This window comes from Stenotrophomonas sp. ZAC14D1_NAIMI4_1 (genome assembly GCF_003086775.1).
GTDB lineage: Bacteria > Pseudomonadota > Gammaproteobacteria > Xanthomonadales > Xanthomonadaceae > Stenotrophomonas.
The window spans coordinates 2,570,435-2,591,458 of the sequence record NZ_CP026001.1; the positions used below are offsets into that span (position 1 = coordinate 2,570,435).

Annotated in this window: 16 protein-coding genes; 7 read left to right on the top strand and 9 right to left on the bottom strand. The window is 66.0% G+C overall.

The window, feature by feature from the left end:
- Positions 1-85: 85 nt before the first annotated feature.
- A complete protein-coding gene (locus C1927_RS11910; protein ID WP_254051468.1) occupies positions 86-1,021 on the top strand; it encodes an SUMF1/EgtB/PvdO family nonheme iron enzyme in 936 nt (311 codons plus the stop codon).
- A gap of 52 nt (positions 1,022-1,073) precedes the next feature.
- Here C1927_RS11910 and C1927_RS11915 read toward each other — a convergent pair whose 3' ends face one another.
- The 3 genes from C1927_RS11915 to C1927_RS11925 form a co-directional block, all read right to left on the bottom strand.
- Positions 1,074-4,166, bottom strand: a complete 3,093-nt coding sequence (locus C1927_RS11915; RefSeq protein WP_108746792.1) for a DNA repair protein — start codon at positions 4,164-4,166, stop codon at positions 1,074-1,076.
- A 27-nt stretch (positions 4,167-4,193) separates the two neighbouring features.
- Positions 4,194-7,034 (bottom strand): type VI secretion system Vgr family protein, encoded by a 2,841-nt coding sequence (locus C1927_RS11920; protein ID WP_254051469.1) that lies wholly within the window; start codon positions 7,032-7,034, stop codon positions 4,194-4,196.
- A 294-nt stretch (positions 7,035-7,328) separates the two neighbouring features.
- Complete coding sequence (locus C1927_RS11925; protein WP_108746794.1) at positions 7,329-9,683, bottom strand: GH92 family glycosyl hydrolase; 2,355 nt, start codon at positions 9,681-9,683, stop codon at positions 7,329-7,331.
- 639 nt (positions 9,684-10,322) lie between these two features.
- Here C1927_RS11925 and C1927_RS11930 point away from each other — a divergent pair.
- A complete protein-coding gene (locus C1927_RS11930; protein WP_108746795.1) occupies positions 10,323-10,571 on the top strand; it encodes a hypothetical protein in 249 nt (82 codons plus the stop codon).
- A 126-nt stretch (positions 10,572-10,697) separates the two neighbouring features.
- Here C1927_RS11930 and C1927_RS11935 read toward each other — a convergent pair whose 3' ends face one another.
- The 3 genes from C1927_RS11935 to C1927_RS11945 form a co-directional block, all read right to left on the bottom strand.
- On the bottom strand, positions 10,698-12,689 hold the full coding sequence (locus tag C1927_RS11935) for a DUF4034 domain-containing protein (RefSeq protein WP_108746796.1): 1,992 nt from the start codon (positions 12,687-12,689) through the stop codon (positions 10,698-10,700).
- 99 nt (positions 12,690-12,788) lie between these two features.
- Positions 12,789-13,112, bottom strand: coding sequence for a thioredoxin family protein (locus tag C1927_RS11940; protein WP_079222057.1), 324 nt, complete (start codon positions 13,110-13,112; stop codon positions 12,789-12,791).
- A 4-nt stretch (positions 13,113-13,116) separates the two neighbouring features.
- Positions 13,117-13,533 carry a host attachment family protein gene (locus C1927_RS11945; RefSeq protein ID WP_079222058.1) on the bottom strand — a complete coding sequence of 139 codons (417 nt, stop codon included), beginning with the start codon at positions 13,531-13,533 and terminating at the stop codon, positions 13,117-13,119.
- 609 nt (positions 13,534-14,142) lie between these two features.
- Here C1927_RS11945 and proP point away from each other — a divergent pair.
- Together proP and C1927_RS11955 are read left to right on the top strand one after the other, a co-directional pair.
- Positions 14,143-15,630, top strand: coding sequence for a glycine betaine/L-proline transporter ProP (gene proP / locus C1927_RS11950; RefSeq protein ID WP_108746797.1), 1,488 nt, complete (start codon positions 14,143-14,145; stop codon positions 15,628-15,630).
- A gap of 107 nt (positions 15,631-15,737) precedes the next feature.
- Positions 15,738-16,826, top strand: a complete 1,089-nt coding sequence (locus C1927_RS11955) for a catalase family protein (protein ID WP_108746798.1) — start codon at positions 15,738-15,740, stop codon at positions 16,824-16,826.
- Between the two features lie 14 nt (positions 16,827-16,840).
- Here the strand turns inward: C1927_RS11955 and C1927_RS11960 are convergent, their stop codons facing one another.
- Both C1927_RS11960 and C1927_RS11965 read right to left on the bottom strand, forming a co-directional pair.
- A complete protein-coding gene (locus C1927_RS11960) occupies positions 16,841-18,418 on the bottom strand; it encodes a PAS domain-containing protein (protein ID WP_108746799.1) in 1,578 nt (525 codons plus the stop codon).
- Between the two features lie 9 nt (positions 18,419-18,427).
- Positions 18,428-18,829, bottom strand: a complete 402-nt coding sequence (locus C1927_RS11965) for a response regulator (protein ID WP_108746800.1) — start codon at positions 18,827-18,829, stop codon at positions 18,428-18,430.
- Between the two features lie 148 nt (positions 18,830-18,977).
- Between C1927_RS11965 and C1927_RS11970 the strand changes: the two genes are divergently transcribed.
- The gene (locus C1927_RS11970) at positions 18,978-19,376 is read left to right on the top strand and encodes an OsmC family protein (protein ID WP_108746801.1); all 399 of its coding nucleotides are present in this window, start codon (positions 18,978-18,980) and stop codon (positions 19,374-19,376) included.
- 10 nt (positions 19,377-19,386) lie between these two features.
- Here the strand turns inward: C1927_RS11970 and C1927_RS11975 are convergent, their stop codons facing one another.
- Positions 19,387-19,851 (bottom strand): Lrp/AsnC family transcriptional regulator, encoded by a 465-nt coding sequence (locus C1927_RS11975; RefSeq protein ID WP_079222062.1) that lies wholly within the window; start codon positions 19,849-19,851, stop codon positions 19,387-19,389.
- A gap of 124 nt (positions 19,852-19,975) precedes the next feature.
- Between C1927_RS11975 and C1927_RS11980 the strand changes: the two genes are divergently transcribed.
- Together C1927_RS11980 and C1927_RS11985 are read left to right on the top strand one after the other, a co-directional pair.
- Positions 19,976-20,710 carry an AzlC family ABC transporter permease gene (locus C1927_RS11980; RefSeq protein ID WP_108746802.1) on the top strand — a complete coding sequence of 245 codons (735 nt, stop codon included), beginning with the start codon at positions 19,976-19,978 and terminating at the stop codon, positions 20,708-20,710.
- Entirely contained in the window at positions 20,707-21,021 is a 315-nt protein-coding gene (locus C1927_RS11985; protein WP_216821152.1) for an AzlD family protein, read from the top strand. Before C1927_RS11980 ends, C1927_RS11985 begins: the two co-directional genes overlap by 4 nt.
- Positions 21,022-21,024: the final 3 nt, after the last annotated feature.

Sequence of the window (21,024 nt, forward strand, 5' to 3'; positions counted from 1 at the left end):
TGCTGTTGTTACGCTGACTCAGTCCCTCCAGAACTGATCGGTGCTTTCAATGCGACCACTTCGATCCGCGCTTCTGAAATCCCTTGTGCCCACAGCGTTTCTACTAATCGCGTGCCAAGGCCCTACGCCAAAAAAGCCCCAAGCGCTCTCTCCTGAGCTCACCGCGCGCGTCGAAGCATTGTCGCAAAAGACCAAAAAAGACCTGGTAGAAATTGAAGGCGGCACCTTCATCATGGGTGACTTCGGCCCCATCGATCCGCGCGCAGAGATGCCGTACAGCAGTGACCGCAACGATGACGTGCTGCGCGAGGTGACACTAAGCAGCTACGCAATCGGTGCAAAGAAGATCACCTACGCCGACTTCGACGTCTACACCGATGCCACGGGTCAGCCCCGAACGGCGCAGTACCCGATCGACCTGGAGTACAGAAACATACCGGACGAACTACCGGTCGGCGTGAGCTGGGAGGCCGCGCAACAGTACTGTGGCTGGGTAGGAAAACTGATCGGGCGGAAGATGGAGCTGCCGACAGAGGCGCAGTGGGAGTACGCAGCGCGAAACCGGGGCCAATTTGTTATTTGGCCCACCGATGATGGCAGCGTCGACGATGGAAGGAATGTCGGCGACAACGAGACAATCTCACGCTACGCTTCACAGCACGGGTACACGATCGGTCCAACCCCGCTTGGTCAATACCCGCCCACCCCGCTAGGCCTGTACGACATGATCGATCATGGGTTTGAGTGGATGTTTGACTGGTATCAGGATCCCTACGACATTTCCGAAACACGCGATCCGCGCGGACCTGCGCATGGTGAGGAGAAGGTGCAGCGAAGTCATAACAGTCGTGGCGGGGACTCGCTCTTCATCACCTCTATGACGTTTACTCGATTCAAACGCCATCCAAATCCTGGCCCGAATCCGCTGCTCGAAGACAAGGACAAGCACCTCTTCAACCCCAACAGCCGAAACAGGTTCCGATGTGCATCCCCCACTACACAAGGTGCGACGGATAGGTAATCGCGCGACTGTTCCTCATCGCACGCCTCAGCCATGAACTGATGCGTCGTGGTCAGGATGTGCTTTCGGACGTTCCAGCTCTAGCGGCTGCAGCGATGGCTCGCCGCTCATGATCAAACCGCTGGAGATAGTTTACATCGAGGCTCGCGAAGGTAGGGGCCTCCCTCCCGTCAAGCGCCAACAGTGTATCGACATCCATCACCTGCAGGTCCGCCAGCTCATACCCCTTGGGGAAGCTACCCAGCAATCTGTTGCGATGTGCAAGGAACTGTTCAAGGTAGCTATTTCCAAGTTGGCCCGAAGGCGCCTCACCCTCCGCATTAATGGGATCAATCACTTGGCCTTTTAGATCACCGGACAACGAAACACCGTAGTTCAAAAATCTAATTACATCGCCCTCAAGCTTGCCTGGCTTTTCATCGCTGGGCTCGCCTTCAGCGGTCATGTGCTGAAACATGGCTTCCCACTCACTGGCGAGAGTGATGCCCTTTATCACACGGATCACAGCCTTTTTGTGATCAGGAAGGTAGTGCGCCTGGGGATCGATCACGCCCTCGACATCGGCTGGATTTTTCATATGAGTCATCCAGTTGTGGCGGGTTATCGCGTACAGAAGCATCCCACGAGTCATGGGTGTGGCGTACAAAAGCCATGCCCCGTTGCCGCTGGACGGGCTCACTGCGACAGAGTTGATCCGCCGCACCAGCTCAGCCCTGCCTCCCGCCAAGTCATTATCGCGAATTATCGCCTTCACCTTCTCCTGGGCGTCATCAAGGCCACCAGTCAGGTACTCAGCGATGGAACCATCTCGGGAGAAAACCAGGTACACAACTTGGGAGAGATATTCCAGAGCCTCCCCCGCAACGAACAACAACTCTTTAAATCCCGCATGCGCCAACTGGTAATACACCCACTTGGCGAACTCCAGCATCCCCTCCACGCCCACCACGAAATCCAGCGACCCTCTGCAGCCAATGCCCAGGCACAACCGCGCACTGACTTTGATCCTGAACCTCCCGTCCGCGTAATACACATACAGCTGCGCCTTCGCCCCCGCCCCCGCAGAACCCGCCGTACCCAGGCTCAACTTCGCAAGCGTTACCGGCTTTCCCTGCTGCGGCGGCAGCCACTGCAGCTCGCCCGCAGGCGTCAGCCCAGCTTCAACACCCACAAACGCCTCGGCGTTCACCTGCATGCCATTCAGGCTCTTTGGCGGCTTCTCGCCCACCGCCGCCATCACGAAGCGCCCGGACGGCTTGCCGTCCTTGTCCGGGGGATCGCCCATGTCAGCGCGGGGCATGCCACGCACGATGTCGAAGCTGGGGACGAAACTGTCATCACGATCGCGTGGCTGCGCCTCGACCTTCACAGCGCCGCGATCAATGGTCACGCCAACAGCACCCATCAAGGCACGCTTCACTCCGGCAAAGCCATGCAGCTCCAGCGACATCTGGAACACGATCGCACCCAGGTCGATGTCGCCGTAGCGCTGCATCCACCCGGTTCGCGACGGAATCGACCACGTATGCACGGCCTTTGTTTCAAACAGCGCCATTTTGTAATGCGCGCTTGCTTCGACCTTGGCGCTGACCTTGCGGTGCAGTGGGTCCCACTCGGCCTGGGCGCTGGCCCCGGCGCCTGCCACAAACCGCAACCACTGCGCAGAGGTCTCCAGCGAATAGGTCTCCGACTCGCGCACAAGGTCGGAGAACTGATTCCCACCCAGCTCGATCAGATCGAACTGGATGTTCGGCGCCTTGACGTTCCGGCCGATCTGGCCCTTGATCGTCATCAGCGACTCCTTGAACTTGCGTGAATCGAAGTTCTCGAAGGCCGAGCCTTTCTGGCGGGCGGCGCTGCCCGCAGACATCGTGCTGTCACCCGCCCGCGTCGTCACGCCCACGTCCACGTGGGTGGGCACGCCCATCAGCCGGCGGCCTTTGAATTCATCGTATTTGAAACGCGGCAGGTAGTTGCGGCGAAGGCCTACCTCCTGCTGTGGCTCGCCATCATCCTTGCGGCTGTAGCTTTCAATCGTGATCACTTCAACAAGATCGGCCTTCCGGGCAAAGTTGCCGTTGAGCATCGCCGCTGCACGGTCCTCGGCCATGCCCAGGTTCTTCTCGGCCTGGGCAATCGCTTCCAGGCTGCGGCCCGCAAGGGCCTCCTCCAGCTGCCAGCGGGCGCGCGGTACGGCGGATAGGCTGCCTTCGATGGAACGCGAGACCTCACGGAACTCCTCCCAGACCTCGGGTGTCAGCAGCAGAAATTCTTCGTCGGCCGCGTTCAGCAGCGCCGGCACACTGATCTTCCCAGCCAGCTCCAGTGTGGCACCTTCGCCCGGCCCGCTCACAACAGCATGCATCTTCACCGGCACCACCGGCACCAGGCGGGTCTGCCCGACGACCCGTGGCTCGGACAGGCCGCTGCGCAGCTCGCTCCGGCTGCCCGGCAGCGTGAAGACCAGCCGCAGATCTGATTCGCAGAAGATGCGCGGCGTCATCCCCTGCAGGTCCGTTACGCCACGCACCACCTGTCCCTGCACGTCGCGGGCGATGACCTCCGCACCCTTGCTGTCGCGACGGTAGCCGACGAACGTGGCCCGCGGCACCGGTGTTGGCGGGCCCTGCCGCTGCAGCTGCAACTGGTGGAACGGCCGCAGCCGCAGCCGCCGCACCTGCAGTGCAGGCCGCATCGACGCGTCGGCCCGTGGATCCTCGCTCCACGGCCCCAGCTGCGCGGGCTCACGGCAGTCCGGGTGCAGCAGCGGATCGCTCCACTCGCCGCTGGCGTCATCGCGCACCTGCAGGTGGTACCGATGTTCACTCTGCGGCAGGAGCACGCCCTGCCCTGGGGCAGTAGCTGCCTCCTGCGCGTTGCGCCGTGGCCAGGGCAGCTTCAGGCCGGCTGGCCCGGCGCCGGGGTGCGGCCAGCCTTTGCGCCAGTCAGGGAGGACCGGTGGCGCCGGGGTGGGTGCGCGCTCCGGCAGTATCACCCGATCCGTATCGCCGTGGCTGTCGGTCCTGCCGGACGCCACGATGGCGAAGCCATGCAGCACATCGCGGACGCGATAGGTGACGCCCGCACAGGGCACGACGTTGCCATGCCCGTCATGGCGAAACAGCGTGAACTTTCCAGAGCTCATGTTCCAGATTCCTTTCTTCCAACGTGATCAGTTATCGCCTGCGTCGCGCAGGTAGCCCTCGTGCCGTTCGTCATCCACGAACAGGCCCACCTTCTCCGGTCCGTCGGTGACAACTTCCTGGGTAAACCCGTTGCCATCGGTCGTTCCGCTCAACCAGCGGCCATCCGGCAGCTGCATCGAATAGGCCGCCCCCGCCAGCGGGGCACCTGCGTGATCGCGAACAAGGAAGCGGGCGCGGCAGGGTGCAATACCCAGCGTGCGTAGCGGATAAGCAAGGGACGCCGGGCCGATGAAGCTGTGCTGGCCCGCATGCACGGTGAGGGTTCCCGGGCAGCTGAACTGCAGGTTGCCCCCCTCCATGCGCAGGCTGGCGCCGCCCGCTACCTGTACGACCAGTGCACCTCCAGCGGCCAGTTCTACCGCCGCATGCGCGCTGGACAGGCGCTGTGACTGCCGAGACTGCAGCTTCACCGCGTCGCCCTGCGCCTGGATCTCGATAGGCTGCTCACCGGCGGCGATGGTCAGGCCGGACGGACGGCCCGATGTCGAAGTGGCGGCCGACGCCAGGACGCCGACTGACTGTGCCGCGTGCAGGCGCACATGGCCCATGACTACCGCGTGTGCAGCACCGCCGGCACCCAGGACCAGGCTCTGCCCTGCCTGCCAGAACAGTCCCTGCCCCGCCACCACTGCCTGCAGCGGCGCAACCATGCCCAGCAGCGGTGCCGTGCTGTGGGGAACGCCACCGGCGGTATCACCGGTGGCGGCGCACGCACGGGCGAAGCCATCGGCCGCGACCACGCCCGCTGCCGCTTGCCGCAGCGGTGCCAACGCAGGCGAGGCATGCAACCCTCCGGTGCCGTGCAGCACAGCGCTCTGCCCGAACGCAGCGGCCATCGCCCCACACTGGGCCAGCAGCGCACCTGCCTGCGCCGCCGTACCCGCCGGTTGGCCAGGCCCTGCCGGATGGGCACCGAGCCACAGCCCGCGCTCGCTGCGCACCACGCCCGCTGCATCGCTGCGCAGCTCGAAGCCCTGCCCACGCAGGCTGCCGCGATGATTGCCGCGCTGGTGGATGACGTGGCCCAGGTTCAACTGGCTGGCCGCCTGTGTCGTCGCCAACTGCAGGCGGAGCTGGTCGTCCGTGTCGTCGAACTGCAGGGTGGAGCCACCCTCACCGCCCCATTCGCGGGAGCTGAAACCCCAGAGCGCACCGGGATGGCGATGCGCTTGCGGGCCATCACCCGCTGCGTGCCAGGCCGGTGCGTTGCCACCGGCAAGGTTGCCGGTACCGCCGACGCGCGTATCGCTCGCCTGCGCATGCAGCGATGGATCGCTCTCGCCGCGCCCGTTGTAGAGGGCGCCCAGTACGATCGGGCGCTGCACATCCCCCTCCAGGAAGCCCACCAGCACCTCCTGGCCCACGCGCGGCAGGAACTGGCTGCCCACGCCCGGACCTGCAAACCGCTGTGCAACGCGCAACCATGCGCTGTGCGCAGGCTTGCCCGCTGCATCCATCAGCGGAAAGCGCACGCGGATCCGCCCGAGTGAGTCGGCGTACACGCGACCGCCTTCGGCTGCTCCGCCGCCCTCATCGGCGCCAATCACAATGGCCGTCTGCCGACCCACCACCTGGGCTTCGCCCGCCGGGTCTGGCGTGGATGGACGCCAGGGACGCTGGCGGTCAACAGCATGGAAGGCTGCGGCATAGCCGAGCTGCTGGGCATAGCGCTGCAGTTCGGCAGGCAGGAACCCGTCACTTTGCAGCGCCTCCACCCAACGATGCGGGAGCAGCCGATCTGGCAAGGTATTGGCGCCGGCATGCTCCAGCGAAGTGATCAGAAGTTCGGGCGTGTGTTGCGGCGACCATTGGCTGATGGCCGACCACCGGCCTGCGGCCAGGCCTCGCACTGTCGCAATGCCCTGCCACCCATGCCGATCCGCTTCGTGGCGCTCAACCGAAAGTACGGCGCGCCGCTCGCCTTCTGCCCGCGACTCGAAGCCCAGCGAGCCGCACGCAAGATACTCCTCGACAGACGAACTGCCACCGCCATCCACCGGCAACTGCACGGCCAGCGTGCGATCCTGCCGATAGTCATCGCTGACCATGCTCAACCGGTGGGGGCCCAGCCGCACGCGCCTGGCCAGGTGCAGCACGCTGTCCTCCTGCTCGGTCGCGTCGCCGCGGTGGAAGCGCAGGGCACCGTCACTTGCCGAAACCGCGTGCTGTGGCAAGGCCACGCTATCGAAGAACAGTTCGATTCGATGCAGTGCGGGCGCCTCCGCATCTGCCTCGACACGCCAGCCAATGCCCTCTTCGGCCAGCAGGCCGGCGACAAAATCCATATCCGACTGGCGATACTGCACGCAGTAGTGACGCGGCGGCAGCGCGTCCAGGCAGGCCCGTGCATCGTCGCTCCAGCGCCAGCAGGCGAGCGACGGATGGCCGGCGAACACGGCATCCACGATCTGGCGGACGGTTGCATCACGGAAAACGCGACTGTTCCGTTGCTGCGCCAGCCACCACGTCCATGCCGCCAGGCGAATGCGATAGCGGGTGAAGCCGCGATCGCAGTCCAGCCGGTACACCTCGCGTACCAGGCCGACCCGCCGGATGTCGCGCCCCTGCGCATCGCGGGTGGACAGCGTTGCGGGCCTGCCGAGCCACGCTTCGCAGGCAGGGTCCGCGTGGGGAGCGAGTACGTCGACGTGGTAGTCCAGTCCTTCGGACAACGCTTCGCGTCCGCGCCAGCGTTCGACCAGCAAAAGCCCTGCGCCGGGCAGTTCAAACCGGTGCAGCAGCGCTGCATCCTCATGCGCTTGCAACGTGTGCATATGGCTTACGCCCTGTGCACCACCCTGGCGCACTTCTGTGCGCAGGAACCTAGCAAGGGGTTGGCCGAGGAAAAATCAGACGATTACGAGAATGACCTCGGGCAGCCAGAGAACATCATTGCGTCACGGATTGGCCCGCGAGTTGTATGGCCGAGACCTGACGTGCCGCCAGAAAGAGGTGCTGATTGCGACACGGAAGGTGGCACCTGCGCAGCGCGCATCGCTTTGGTAGAGCCGAGCCCATGCTCGGCTGCTTCTGTAATGCCTGAGCCGAGCGTGGGCTCGGCTCTACAGGTTCCGCCGCCGGGCATGGCCCGGCGCTACCGGTTACGGTTTCGACATCGAATACGGTGCCTGCGCACCCTGCCCCGGCCATGCCTTGTTCGGCTCGGCCTGCATGGTGAAGGTCAGCTCGCCACCGGCCAGGATCTCGTCATGGCGCAGGAAGGTGCGCTGCAGCGGCTTGCCGTTGAGGCTGACGCTGCCCACGTAGGTGTGCTTGTCGTCCAGGCCGTTGGCCACGATGGTGAAGGTCTTGCCGTTCGGCAGGCGCATCGCGGTCTTCGGCAGGAACGGGCGGCCCAGGATGTACTCGCCCGAACCCGGTGCCACCGGGTAGAGGCCCAGCGCGGTGAACACGTACCACGCCGACATCTGGCCAACGTCATCGTTGCCGGCCAGGCCATCGGGGCGATCGGCGTACTGCGTGTCCATGATCTGCTTCAGGCGTGCCTGGCTGCGCCAGGGCTGGCCGGCATACGAGTACAGGTAGGCCACGTGGTGGCTGGGTTCGTTGCCGTGCGCATACCAGCCGATCAGGCCGGTGATGTCTTCCATGTGCTCGAAGATGGACGGATCCACCTTGGCGTTGAACACCTCATCCAGCCGCGCCAGCAGCTTGTCGCTGCCCCCATGCGCTGCCGCCAGGCCGGCCACGTCCTGCGGCACATACCAGGAATACTGCCAGGCGTTGCCTTCGGTGTAGTCGGTGCCGTAGCCGCTGGCGCTGGGGTCGAACGGCGTGCGGAAGCTGCCGTCACGCTTGCGCGCGCGCATGAAGCCGGTGTCCTTGTCGAACGCATTGCGCCAGTTGCCGGCGCGCTTGTCGAAGGTGCTGGCCACGTCGGCCTTACCCATGGCCTGCGCCATGCGCGCGATGGTCCAGTCGTCGAAGGCGTACTCCAGGGTCTTGCTGGCCGCCTCGCCTTCCTCATCGATGGGCACGTAACCCAGCTCGCGGTACTGCGCGATGCCATCGTAAGGGCCGTAGTTCGCCGTCTCGACCATCGCCTTCAGTGCCTTGTCGGCATCGAAGCCACGGATGCCCTTCACGTAGGCATCGGCGATCACCGGCACCGCGTGGTAGCCGATCATGCACCAGTCTTCCAGGCCGTGGAACGACCACACCGGCAGCATGCCGTACGGGCTGTGGTCGTGGTGGGCCAGCATCGAGTTGATGAAGTCGCTGTTGCGCTTTTCCGGCTGCACCAGGGTCAGCAGGGGATGCAGGGCGCGATAGGTATCCCACAGCGAGAACGTCGAGTAGTTGGTGTAGCCCTCGGCCTTGTGCACCGCATTGTCGGCGCCACGGTACTGGCCGTCGGCATCCATGAACAGCGTCGGGCCCAGCATGGTGTGGTAAAGCGCGGTGTAGGCGCTGCGCCGTGCATGCTCGGGCGCGTCGATGTCCAGCACCGACAGCGCCTGGGTCCACTCCTGCTTTGCCTGTGCGCGCACGCGGTCGAAATTGAAGTCGGCCACCTCCGCATCGAGGTTGGCGATCGCACCGGCCTCGCTGACCGGCGAGATCGCGACCTTGACGATCAGCGGCGCATCGAGCTTGCCGAAGTCGAACGTGCCGACCAGCTGCCGGCCCTCGATCTGCGCCCGCTGCGCCGGGTCCTTTTCGCCCGGGGGCGCGAAGCCCTTGTAGACGATGTCCTTCTCGGTGTTGTGCAGCTCGTGGCTGGCCAGCGGCCGCGAGAAGCGCATGGCGAAGTACAACTGGCGGCCCGCGGCCCAGCCCCGCGTTTCGCGGAAGCCAGTCACGGTGCCATCGTCGCGCACGCGCACCCGCGACCACAGGATCTTGCCCGGGTAGTCGTACATGCTGGTGCGCATGTCCAGCAGCATCTTCGCGTCGGTACCCTTGGGGAAGGTATAGCGATGCACGCCCACGCGGGCGCTGGTGGTCAGCTCGGCGCGTACCTTGTAGTCGTCCAGGGTCACGGCGTAGTAACCGGGCTCGGCCTTCTCGTCGTCATGGCGGAAGCGCGAGGCGTAGCCACTGCGCGGCTTCTCCGGGTCACCGCGCTCCAGGCCCGGTTCGCCGGTGAAGGGCATCACCAGGATGTCGCCCAGGTCGGAATGGCCGGTACCGGAGAAATGCGTATGCGAGAAGCCGACGATGCTGCTGTCGTCGTAGCGGTAGCCCGCTGCCCAGCCATAGGCCTTCTCGCGCGGCTGGATGCGGGTGTCCGGGCTGAGCTGGACCATGCCGAAGGGCACGGTGGCACCCGGGTAGGTATGCCCTTCCCCGCCGGTGCCGATGAAGGGGTCGACCGAGGCATAGGCCTTGTCGGCGGCGGACTTCGGCGTGGCGGCCGTGCCCACGCCGGAGGCGAGCATGGCGGTGGCGGCGACGGCGATCAGGAGGCGACGGTCCAGCAGGGGCATCGGCATTTGGATCGATTCAGGTGGTGACGGGATCGTAGCACCGGGCCAAGGCCTGCACATGCTGCGTTGCAACTGAACAGATGGAGACGCGACGAAAAGTGTCGCTTTCATATGCAACTTTTTGTATTCACCACCTCTGCCCCGGCGGACAGACTGGATCGGTAGCGGTGCCCGGCACCACTACGACGAGACCCGGCTGCAGACGTGCTGGCGCGCTTGCGACGTTTTTGGCGTTGTTTCGTGGCCCCGATGTGGATGCCGGCGGCCTGCCGTCCTGCTGGGGCTGAGCACCCGTGGGTAAGCGGAGTGTCGTGCGCTGGGCGCATTGCGCCATGTCGTGACGCATTCGGACCACTTGCAGGGGTGTGCATTCAAGCGCTCTTGGCGGCGCCGCAGATGAGGCAACGCGATGATGAAAAAGAAACTGGATCCGCTGCGATGGCGGAGTGCAGGATGGCGGCGCAGTGGCGTAACCGCTGCCGGGCGTGGAACCCCGAAATGAGTTGTGAGAGCTGCTTGCCGTGACTACGGCGGGCGGTGCGCGGCGGCCGCATGGCCCACCGGCTTTTTCTCACAGCTCAGCCGAAGTTCCACCCGCGTATCGCCCGCCACCTACGGGTGGCCCACTCTTGCAGGAGCCATCGCATGTCATCTGAAGCACCCACCATTACCAACGAAGTGGAATCGCTGTTTTTCCGGTTGGAACACGCGCTGTACACCGCCGAAGGCATGGCGACGATGATCAACGAGAACGAACCGCCGGACCCGGCGGCTCATGCCCGGCCGGGCTACAACGTGCACAAGGTCAGCTCGGCCATCATTGCCGTCAGCCAGCGTGGCCGCCGGTTGCTGGGTGAACTGCGTGCACACCACGGCCCCATTACGCTGCATTGAGGCCCGGTTGGGTAGAGCCGAGCCCATGCTCGGCTGCCCTCTCAGCCGAGCATGGGCTCGGCGCTACAGACACAGCAGTCCTGCATGGCTCGGCTCTACAGACACAGCAGTCGAGCAAGCTCGACTCTACTGCAGGCCGTCGCTGACGCGCTCCAGCGCCTGCCGGTAGCGCCGGCTGCCGAACAGGCCGCGCTGCAGGGTCGTACGCAGCGCCAGCACGTCCTCATCGTCCGGCTGCTGCGCGCAGGCGCGCTCGGCCCAGAACACCGCCCGGTCGAACTCGTGCTCGCTGCGTGCGGCGTAGTACTGCGCCAGCATCCAGGCCGCCTGTGTCCACGCCTGGCCGCCCCAGAATTCGAGGGTCTCCAGCAGGCGTGGCAGGCGACCTTCGGCTATTACCTGCGTGCGCAGGTAATAGCCGACGCCGGCCACGCAGCTGCGCACCCGGCGCTGCAGGCGCTCACCCCATTCTTCTTCGGTCGCCGCCAGTTCCAGGCAACGCAGCTCGCAGGCGTTGGACAGGTGCACCAGTTCGTCCACACCCATGCCCGCAATGCCGCCCTCCTCCAGCCCGCGGTCGTAGACCAGGCTGAGGTTGTAGAGCGCGCGGCTACTGTCCTGCTCCGCTGCGCGGCGGTACCACTGGATGGCCAGCGCCGGATCGTAGGCCGGCACATGCTCGAAGTAGTGGTAGCCCAGCGCGGCCTGCATTTCCGGGAAGCCCAGCTCGGCACCGGCCTGCGCCATATGCAGCAGCGCGGTGTGCTGCAGCGTTTCGTCGAAGGCGTAATAGACGTCGTTGAACGGGCAGTCCGCGCCAGGCGCTGGCACCGCCATCAGCGCCGCCGCATGGCGATAGGCCGCCTCGGCCTGTGCTGCATCCGGCGCCACACCACACCAGCCGGTGTCGCGCAGTGCGCCCTGCATCACTGCGGCCCAGGCAGAATTGCGCCACTGCCGCGCTACGACCGGCGCCAGCCACTCGCCCATGCCGGTGGCGGCAGCCGCGTGCAGCATGCGCATCAACTGGGGGTCATCAAACCCGCGCGGCACGCTGGGGTCGACCGCCTGCGCATAATGCGCCGCGGCCATGCCGGTGTTGTCCACCCGCGATGCAAGCTCGGCCAGCTGCAGGTGGATGCCCGTGCGCTCCAGTGCCGACTGCGGCTGCGCCAGCAGCTCCATCCCGCGCGCGAACGCCTGCTGCACCGCGCCGCGGTTGCCGGTATCGATGCTGTCCACGTCGATGGCGTCCAGCCAGGCGATCATCCGCAGCTGGTTGCGCTGCGATGCGTCGAGGCCTTCGGCCAGGGGACCATCGGCCAGCGCCAGGATCTCGTCATGGCTGCCGCCCCAACGTGGCGTGCGCAGCCGCGCGTAGGTGTCCAGCAACGGCAGGCCATGGCCGGCGGCCTGCAGGCCCATCTGCAACCAGGCCAGCGCGGGCTCCGGCGAAGTGCCGTGCCCCTCGATCGGGTCGCCCTCCTCGTCCAGCTCCGGCGGAATCGGGATCGCGGTCGCCCAGGAAGTGGGCAACTCTGCTGGCAGCGCCGGCAGGCGGGGTGCCTCGGCCATCCACGCACCCAGCAGCGCCTGCATGTCGCGCCAGGGGCCGGCGCCATCGGCAGGATGGAAGCCATCATGCATCCAGTCGCTCATCCACACGGGAACGCCGAAGGCCGCCACGCTTCGCATCAGCTGGTGCAGCAGCGGCCAGCACAGCGGCCCACGATCGGCCAGGGCGATCGCATGCACGAACAGCGCGGTCTGCGCGGCGTGCACGCTCGACCAGGCGCCCTCGCCCACTGAAGCAGTCCAGCCGGAGCCGCGCGCATCGACGGCGATGCGGTCCCAGACCAGCGCTGCCAGCAGCAGCGGCGCGTCGGCCTGCGGCGAGGCCTGCTGCCAGGCAGCCAGTGCCTGCCACAACGTGTTGATCGGCAGGGCCTGAGGCGGGGCCAGTAGGGTGAGCACGCGCGCACCGCCATCGGCGTCCTGCGGCGCGAGAAGTTCAGGCAAGGCGGACTCGATGGCCTCGAAGCGATGGGCGAGCAGGTCATCCCAGATCGCGGGCGCGGCAAGACGCCGCGGGGATTCAACGGAAAGCGGAGAGGTCATCAGGATTCAAGCAGAGCGACAGCACGCGCGGAGTATAGCGCTGCAGCCGAGCATGGCTCGGCTCTACCAGAAATCAGGAACAGTCGAGCACGCCCGAAGCTACGTCGGCAGCGCCGCCACCAGCGTGGACAGATCGGCGCTGTCCACCGGCCGCACTACGCGGGCCACTTCCTGGCCGTCGCGCAGCAGCACGACAGTCGGCCAGAGCTTCACCTGGAATGAGCGGCCCAACGGCTTGCCCTTGCCATCTTCAATTTTCCAGTGCGGCAGGTCATGCGCGTCCACGAAGGCCTGCAGCGCCGGCTGCGCGGCCTGGCAGTGGCCGCACCAGGGCGCACCGAACTCGATCAGCAGCCAACCCGCCTGCGCATCGACATCGCTGCGGGCCGGCTCGACGGCCTGGTGGTCGCGCATGAACGGCATGCGGTTACGCCGCCAGTGCGCGCTGGATGTCTTCCAGCGGCGCGTTGGTGAAGTTCTTGGCGAGATCATCCAGCAGTCGCGCCTGCGCTTCCTTGTGCAGCAGCGGGCGGATGCGGCCCAGGGTGATCGGGTCAGCCACCAGGATCAGGTGCGCATAGCGGTTCTTCAGCGCATCCTCGTTCAACTGTTCGGCGACCTGCTTGGCGAACGTGGCTTCGTTGAGCTGGGAAATGGACATGTCCTTCGGCACGGCACCGGAAGGGCCCTGGCCCGACACGCCCTGCTCGCTGATGTCCTGCAGGCGCAGCTCGCCCTCCTGCTTCAGCGTCAGCTGATGATCGGTGCCGACGTTGGTGAACACGCGTGCCGAACCACCATCGGTGACGACGACAAGGGTACCTTCGGGAATGCGACGGGTCATGCGATGCTCCGGTTGCGTTGGTTCGCCAACACCGTAAAGGCTGCGTTGTGAGCGAGGCGGCCACAGTGCGTCCACAGCATGTCATCACGGCACGCACATGAACAGGCACGCTGGAACACAGCGTCCGTGCGCGACCGCTTCGCTGCATGTTCACGCCGTAACCGTTATCATGAACGGATGATCGACACGACGTACTACGTGACAGGCACGCCTGTTACGTGGGAAGCACGGCCGACCGGCGTACCGCTTGCCACACCCGCTCCCACCCCGCCCTTCCTCCGCCGCGCGCAGGATCCGGGTGGATGACACCGCTCAGGCGTAGTTCTTCGCTGCTTCTCTCGATGTGCACCCTGCCCGCCTGAACTGATCAGCCTGTGCTGATCGGCAGCAGCAGCCATCGCCGCTGGCCCGGATCCTCGATCTTCACCAGCCCTCGCCGATCCACGGCGTAGTTTCCCGTGCGTGGTCTTTTCCCGTACGTCCTGGTCCAGCGTGGACCGCCCGCACCGATGCCCCTGCGCCAGTTGCGCCAGCATCGCCGTTTCCGATTCTCGGGACACACCACACCGCCTATTCCGCACTCCAATCCAAGAACAGAAAGGACGTCCCATGCAGGACAACCCCGATGCCCATGCCCATTTCGGCTGGTTCAAACGCCGCCGCCACCTGAAGGTTGACGAGATCACCGTCGTCGACAAGCCCATGCTCAAGCGCGCCGTCGGTGCCGCTGCACTGGGCAACGCGATGGAGTGGTTCGACTTCGGCGTCTACGGCTACCTTGCCGTGACCATTGGCCAGGTCTTCTTCCCCTCCAGCAACCCCACCGCGCAGGTCATCGCCGCCTTTGCCACCTTCACCGTGGCGTTCCTGGTGCGCCCACTGGGCGGCCTGGTGTTCGGCCCGCTGGGTGACCGCTACGGGCGGCAGAAAGTGCTGGCGTTCACCATGATCCTGATGGCGCTGGGCACGTTTGCCATCGGCCTGATTCCCTCCTACGAGCGCATCGGCATCTGGGCGCCGGTCCTGCTGCTGCTCGCACGCGTCGTGCAGGGCTTCTCCACCGGCGGCGAGTATGGCGGCGCGGCGACCTTCATCGCCGAATACTCCACCGACCGCAACCGCGGCCTGATGGGCAGCTGGCTGGAGTTCGGCACGCTGGGCGGCTACATCGCCGGTGCAGGCACCGTCACCGCGCTGCACATGCTGTTGAGCAGCGAGGACATGCTGGACTGGGGCTGGCGCATTCCGTTCCTGGTGGCCGGCCCGCTGGGCCTGCTCGGCCTGTACATGCGCATGAAGCTGGAAGAAACCCCGGCCTTCCGCGCCTTTGCCGAAGAAGCCGAGAAGCGCGAGCACGACCGCCCGGGCCTGGGTGACCTGTTCCGCGTGCATGGCCGCCAGCTGCTGGTGTGCATGGGCCTGGTGCTGGTGTTCAACGTCACCGACTACATGCTGCTGACCTACATGCCCAGCTACCTGAGCGTGACCATGGGGTATGCCGAGAGCAAGGGCCTGCTGCTGATCATCATCGTGATGCTGGTGATGATGCCGCTGAACATCGTCGGCGGGCTTTTCAGCGACAAGCTGGGCCGCCGGCCGATGATCATCGGTGCCTGCATCGCGCTGCTGGTGTTGGCCGTGCCCTGCCTGCTGCTGATCGGCAGCGGCAATGACTGGCTGATCTTCCTCGGCCTGATGCTGCTCGGCCTGGCCCTGGTGTGCTTCACCAGCTCGATGCCCTCCACGCTGCCGGCGCTGTTCTACACGCCGGTGCGCTACAGCGCACTGTCGATCGCCTTCAACGTGTCGGTCTCGCTGTTCGGTGGCACCACGCCGCTGGTCACCGCCTGGCTGGTCGAGCGCACGGGCGACCCGCTGGTGCCGGCCTACTACCTGATGGTTGCGGCGGTGGTCGGCCTGGTCACCATGATGTTCGTGAAGGAGACGGCGAACATGCCGCTGCGCGGTTCACCGCCGGCCGTGGCCAGCGACAAGGAAGCCGCTGCGCTGCTCAAGAGCGATGTACCGGTGACCGTGGACCCGACCCTGCCGCCGCTGCCGGACGCCGGTGACGGCGAGGCACCCAAGCCTGCCTGAGGCATCGCAGGCGCCCGCGCATGGGTCGTGAAAGCGGCCCATGCCGGCCCTGCACTGGCGGATAACCGCAATCACGCATGCTGGCTTCATCCCTGATGGAGCCAACCATGCGCCCGCTACTTTCCCCCGTTCCGTTCCATGCCGGCATGGAGCAGCCCGAGGCTGACGAAGCTGAGACCATCGATGCGTTGCGCGATGTGTTCCTGGACATGGCCCGCACGGTCGCCGCCGCTGAAGGCCACGCGCATCGCGCCGTGCACGCCAAGGGCCAGGCCCTGCTGAAGGGAAAGTTGCAGATAGCAGACAACCTGCCAGAGGAGCTCGCACATGGACTGTTTGCCGCCCCGGGCGCGTATGAAGCGGTCGTGCGCTTCTCTTCCCCGCCTGCCGAGCAGCTGCCGGACACGGTGTCCACGCCACGTGCGATTGCGCTGAAGATTCTTGGCGTGCCGGGCGAGCGCGTGGCGGAAAGCGAAGAACAGCACAGCCAGGACTTCCTGATGGTCAACGGCCCGGCCTTCACCAGCCCGGGCCCCAAGGGCTTCCTCCGCTCCACCAAGCTGCTGGCGGCAACCACCGAGCGCATGCCGCGCACCAAGGCAGTGATTTCAGCCGCCCTGCGTGGCGGCGAGCGGCTGCTGGAAGCCGCTGGCGGCGGCAGCGGCAAGATCAAGGGAATGGGTGGCGAACCGCAGACCCACCCGATGGGCGAAACCTTCTTCAGCCAGGTGCCGTTCCGCTTCGGCCCCTACGTGGCCAAGTTCTGCCTTCGCCCCGTCTCAGCGACGTTGCAGTCGCTCAGCGGTGCGCCCGTGGAGAACAGCGAGGACAGCCAGCGCGATGCCATCCAGGACGCGCTTGCCAGCGGCCGCACTGAGCTTGTCTGGGAACTGTGTGCACAGCTGTGCCGTGACGAGCAGACGATGCCCATCGAGGATGCCTCGGTGGAATGGCCGCAGGAGCAGAGCCCGTTCATTGCAGTGGCTACGCTGCACGTTCCACCCCAGGTGAGCTGGGACGACGCCGAGTCACCGGGCATCGAGGACCGCCTGGCCTTCAGCCCATGGCACGCACTGCAGGCGCACCGGCCATTGGGCGCTTTGAATCGGGCACGCCGCGTGGTGATGGCTGCTTCGCGCGCGCATCGCTCGCAGCACAATGGCTGCCCGCTGCATGAGCCGCTTCCCGGCGCGTAGCCGGCCGCGACGCGTCAACCCGTTGCTGGTGCGTCGGTCTGCAGCAGGCTGTCCCGGTCCCGCAGCGGGAAACGGATGTGGGCATCCACGCCGTCGGCACGGAACAGCAGCTGTCCGCTGCCGGCCAGCTCGTAGGGCACCCGCTTCTCGATGAGCGAGCAGCCCAGCCCTCGTCGCTGCGGTGGCGACCAGCCGTCCACGGGCGAATGCCGTTCGCACCAGTGCAAGGCCAACCAGGGGCTGCTCCCCTCCTTCACTTGGACGGACCACGAAACGTCGATGCGGCCATCGCTGCGGATGGCCCCGTACTTGAGCGCGTTGGTCGCCAGTTCGTGCACGGCCAGCGAGAGGACCTCGGCAGCCTTCGGCGGCAGCAGCACGTCAGGGCCTTCCAGCAGATACTGGTCAGAACGGTGCACCTGCACCGATATTTCCTCGTCCAGCATGCCGCGCAGGCAGACCCCCGCATTGTCACCGCGGGTCAGCAGCGCCTGCGTGCGGGCCAGTGACATCAACCGCCCGCACAAGCGCTCGGCATACTCCTCGACGCTGCCCACGGTTTCCTGCGTGCGCCATGCAATGGCGTGGATCATTGCCATGATGTTGCGCACCCGGTGCTGCAGCTCGGCCAGCAGCACGGCCTGGCGCTCGGTGGCACGCTTCAGCGTATCGATGTCGATGGCGATGGCGAACACACCGGTGACTTCGCCCTGCGCATCCCGCAGCGGCGCTGCCGCGATGCGTGTCCACCGCACCTGTCCATCCTCGTGGGTGAACTGGAATTCCAGCCCCGGCACGACCGTGTCGCCGCGAAGCGCGCGCGCTACGGCGAAGTCTTCCGGGCCGATCAGGCTGCCATCCTCATGCCAGCCCTGCCAGCGCGGCATGTTGCGGCTGTCGCGTGACGGCAGTTCGCCGCTGGGCAGGTAGGCGCGCATCTGCTCGTTGGACTGCAGTACCCGGCCTTCGGTATCGACGATGCACAGCCCCACCGGAAGCATCTGGAAGGCCAGTGACAGGCGCTCGTCACTCTGCCGCCTGCGCCGCTGTTCATGCTCGCGTGCAGCGTGCGCGGCATGCGCAGCGGTCGTCTCGAACATCGTGACTAGCACGCCATCGATACGGCCGCACGCATCACGGATGGGGCTGTAGGTAATGGTGAACCAGATGTCCTCCAGCACCCCCTGCCGGGCAAGCGGATACAGCTTGTCCTCGTAGGTGATGGTTTCGCCCTGCCATACCCGTGCATAGATGGGGCCGTTGATGTGCCACACCTCGGGCCAGCAGATGCGGGTCGCCTGGCCCAGGCCGTGCGGGTGCTTGTCGGCCAGGATCTCGGCGTAGCCATCGTTGTACAGCTGGATCAGTTCTTCGCCCCACAGCACGATCATCGGGAAGCCGTGGGCCAGCATCAGGTCCACGGTCGCCCGCAGGTGCGGCGCCCAATCGTTACGGTCCCCCAGCGGGGTGGCCGACCAGTCGTGCCCGGCGATCCGTTCGGCCATGCCACCGCGCATCGCGTGCAGCGGCGGCGACGTCGGCAGCACAGGCGTCGTGGCGACGGGCGCGCTCAGCTCCATCCGGCTAGCCATGTGGCACCTTCAACTGCCACCTGCGGTGGCGCGGCGGGCATGCACCAGTGTCTCCAGCTGCTGGGCCAGCGCCTGGATGTGGTAGGGCTTGGCGCAGCGAGGCGTATCGGCAAAGCGGCTTGGCACGTTGTCGTCGTAGCCGGACGTCAGCAGGAACGGGATGCCGGCGGCCGCCAGCCGATCCGCCAGGGGGTAGACCTGCTCGCCCCCCAGGTTGATATCCAGGAGGGCGACATCGATGGGCTGCTCGTCGAACAGCCTGTTCAGCGCGGCGAGGTCGCCGGCGGGGCCCACGATGTGCACGCCCTTCAGTTCCAGATAGTCGACCAGGAACATGGCAATGGCGAATTCATCTTCCGCCACCAGCACACGCACCCCTTGCAGGCCCGGGTTATCAACGGCTCCCAACACTTACAACGCTCCTGTCCAGGCGGCACCTCCGTCTGTTACAGGCAAAGGGTGGCCAATCGGCCTACAAGATCGCGTGACGACAGGGCGACGTACCGGTGCCGGGCCGGCGGCGGTACCATTTCCCGGCCTCCACTTTCCTGTGCCCCCAATGGCCTACGCACGCATCACCTCCACCGCCGACAACTACCTGCACCACGTCAGCAACGGCACGTATTCCGTTGATGCCGACGAACCGGCGTCGCTGGGCGGCCAGGGCCGCGGCTTTGCCCCCTTCGACCTGTACCTGGCCTCGCTGGCCTCATGTACGGCCATCACCCTGCGCATGTATGCCCAGCGCAAGGGCTGGGAGCTGGGCGAGTTCCGCGCTGAACTGCGCTCGGAGCGCGACGCGGACGGTCGCCTGCATGTGCACCGGGTGCTGCACGCCAGCGCCGAGCTGAGCGATGCGCAGTGGTCGCGGCTGCTGGAGGTGGTGGAAAAGACTCCGGTGACCCTGGTGATGCGCGAGGGTGCCCGCATCACCAGCGAGCGCGGGCAGGTGGGCTGAGGGCCGCAGCTCAGAGCGGCAGCTCGGTGGTCTGCTTGATCCGCTGCATCGGGATCTCGGTCTTGGTGTTCTGCACGCCTGCAATGCGGTTCAGGTGCCGGATCTGGAACTGCCGGTACGCATCCAGGTCCGCCACCGCCACCCGCAGCAGGAAGTCACAGTCGCCCGCCATCAGGTGGCACTCGAGCACCTCGGGGAACGACTTGATGCTGTTGATGAAGTGGTTGGTGGTGTCCTCGTCCTGCCCGCGCAGCCACACCCGCACGAATACCGTGAAACCGCGCCCGACCTTGGCCGGGTTCAGCAGCGCCACGTAGCGGTCGATGTAGCCCCCCTCCTCCAGCAGCCGCACCCGGCGCAGGCAGGCCGATGGAGACAGCCCGACCTGCCGGGCAAGCTCCAGGTTCTGCAGCCGCCCGTCACGTTGCAGGGCATCAAGGATGCGGCGGTCCAGGCTGTCGAGCTCGTTCTGCATGGGATTTCACTGGATTGGCGAAGGCGCGCACAGGATTGCAGATATTCGGATCATCACGGCATCAACGCAACCCGATTCGAGGGGCTGGCCGTTAGCATGGTCGTCCCCCACCTGCGATCGCTCCATGGACGCCCGCACCACCCTGCCCCTGCCCGACCCCGCCTGCGACACCGCGCCCCGTGCCGAATTCCTGCGTGGCCTGCGCGCCGCCATTCCGGTGATGATCGGCTTCCTTCCCTTTGCCCTGGTGCTGGGTGCCCAGGCCGCGCAGAAGGGCCTTGCCGCGCTGGAAGTGCCGCTGATGACCGGCCTCAATTTCGCTGGCGGCTCCGAATTCGCTGCGGTGGAACTGTGGACCTCGCCGCCGCACATTGCCTTGATCGTGGCCATCACCGCCCTGGTCAACAGCCGCCACCTGCTGATGGGCGCCAGCCTCGCCCCATTGCTGCAGCAGCTGCCGCGGCGCCGGGTCCTGCCCGCGCTGTTCTTCATGTGCGATGAAAGCTGGGCGCTGGGCGTGGCCGATGCACGTCACCGTGGCCGGGGCTTCAGCCTGGCCTACTACCTGGGAGTATCTGCGGGCCTGTACACGGTCTGGGTGGTGTTCACCACGCTGGGCGCGCTGGTCGGGCCGTTGCTGGGCGACATCCACGCCTATGGGTTCGACATGGCCTTCCCGGCCGTGTTCCTGGTGCTGCTGCGCGGCATGTGGCAGGGCATGAAGGCCGCCCGCCCCTGGCTGGTCAGCCTGCTGGTGGCCGCAGGCACCTACCTGCTGGTGCCCGGCGCGTGGTACGTGGCCAGCGGTGCGCTGGCCGGGCTTGCCGCCGCCTGGCTGCTGGCGGAGGACGCGGCATGATCCTCGGCGGACTGATCCACTGGACCTCGTTGCTGACCATCGTGCTGATGGCGGCCGTGACCTACCTCACCCGCATCCTTGGCTACCTGGCCCTGCGCAACCGAACCCTCAGCAAGCGCGCGGTCACGGTGATGGAAGCGGCGCCGGGCTGTGTGCTGATCTCGGTGATCGCACCGGACTTCGTTTCCAGCCATCCGGCCGATCTTGCCGCACTGGCGATCACCCTGCTGGCTGCCACGCGGTGGTCGATGCTGCCGACGGTGCTGATCGGTGTGGTTTCGGCGGGAGTATTGCGCTACGTGATGGGGTGAACG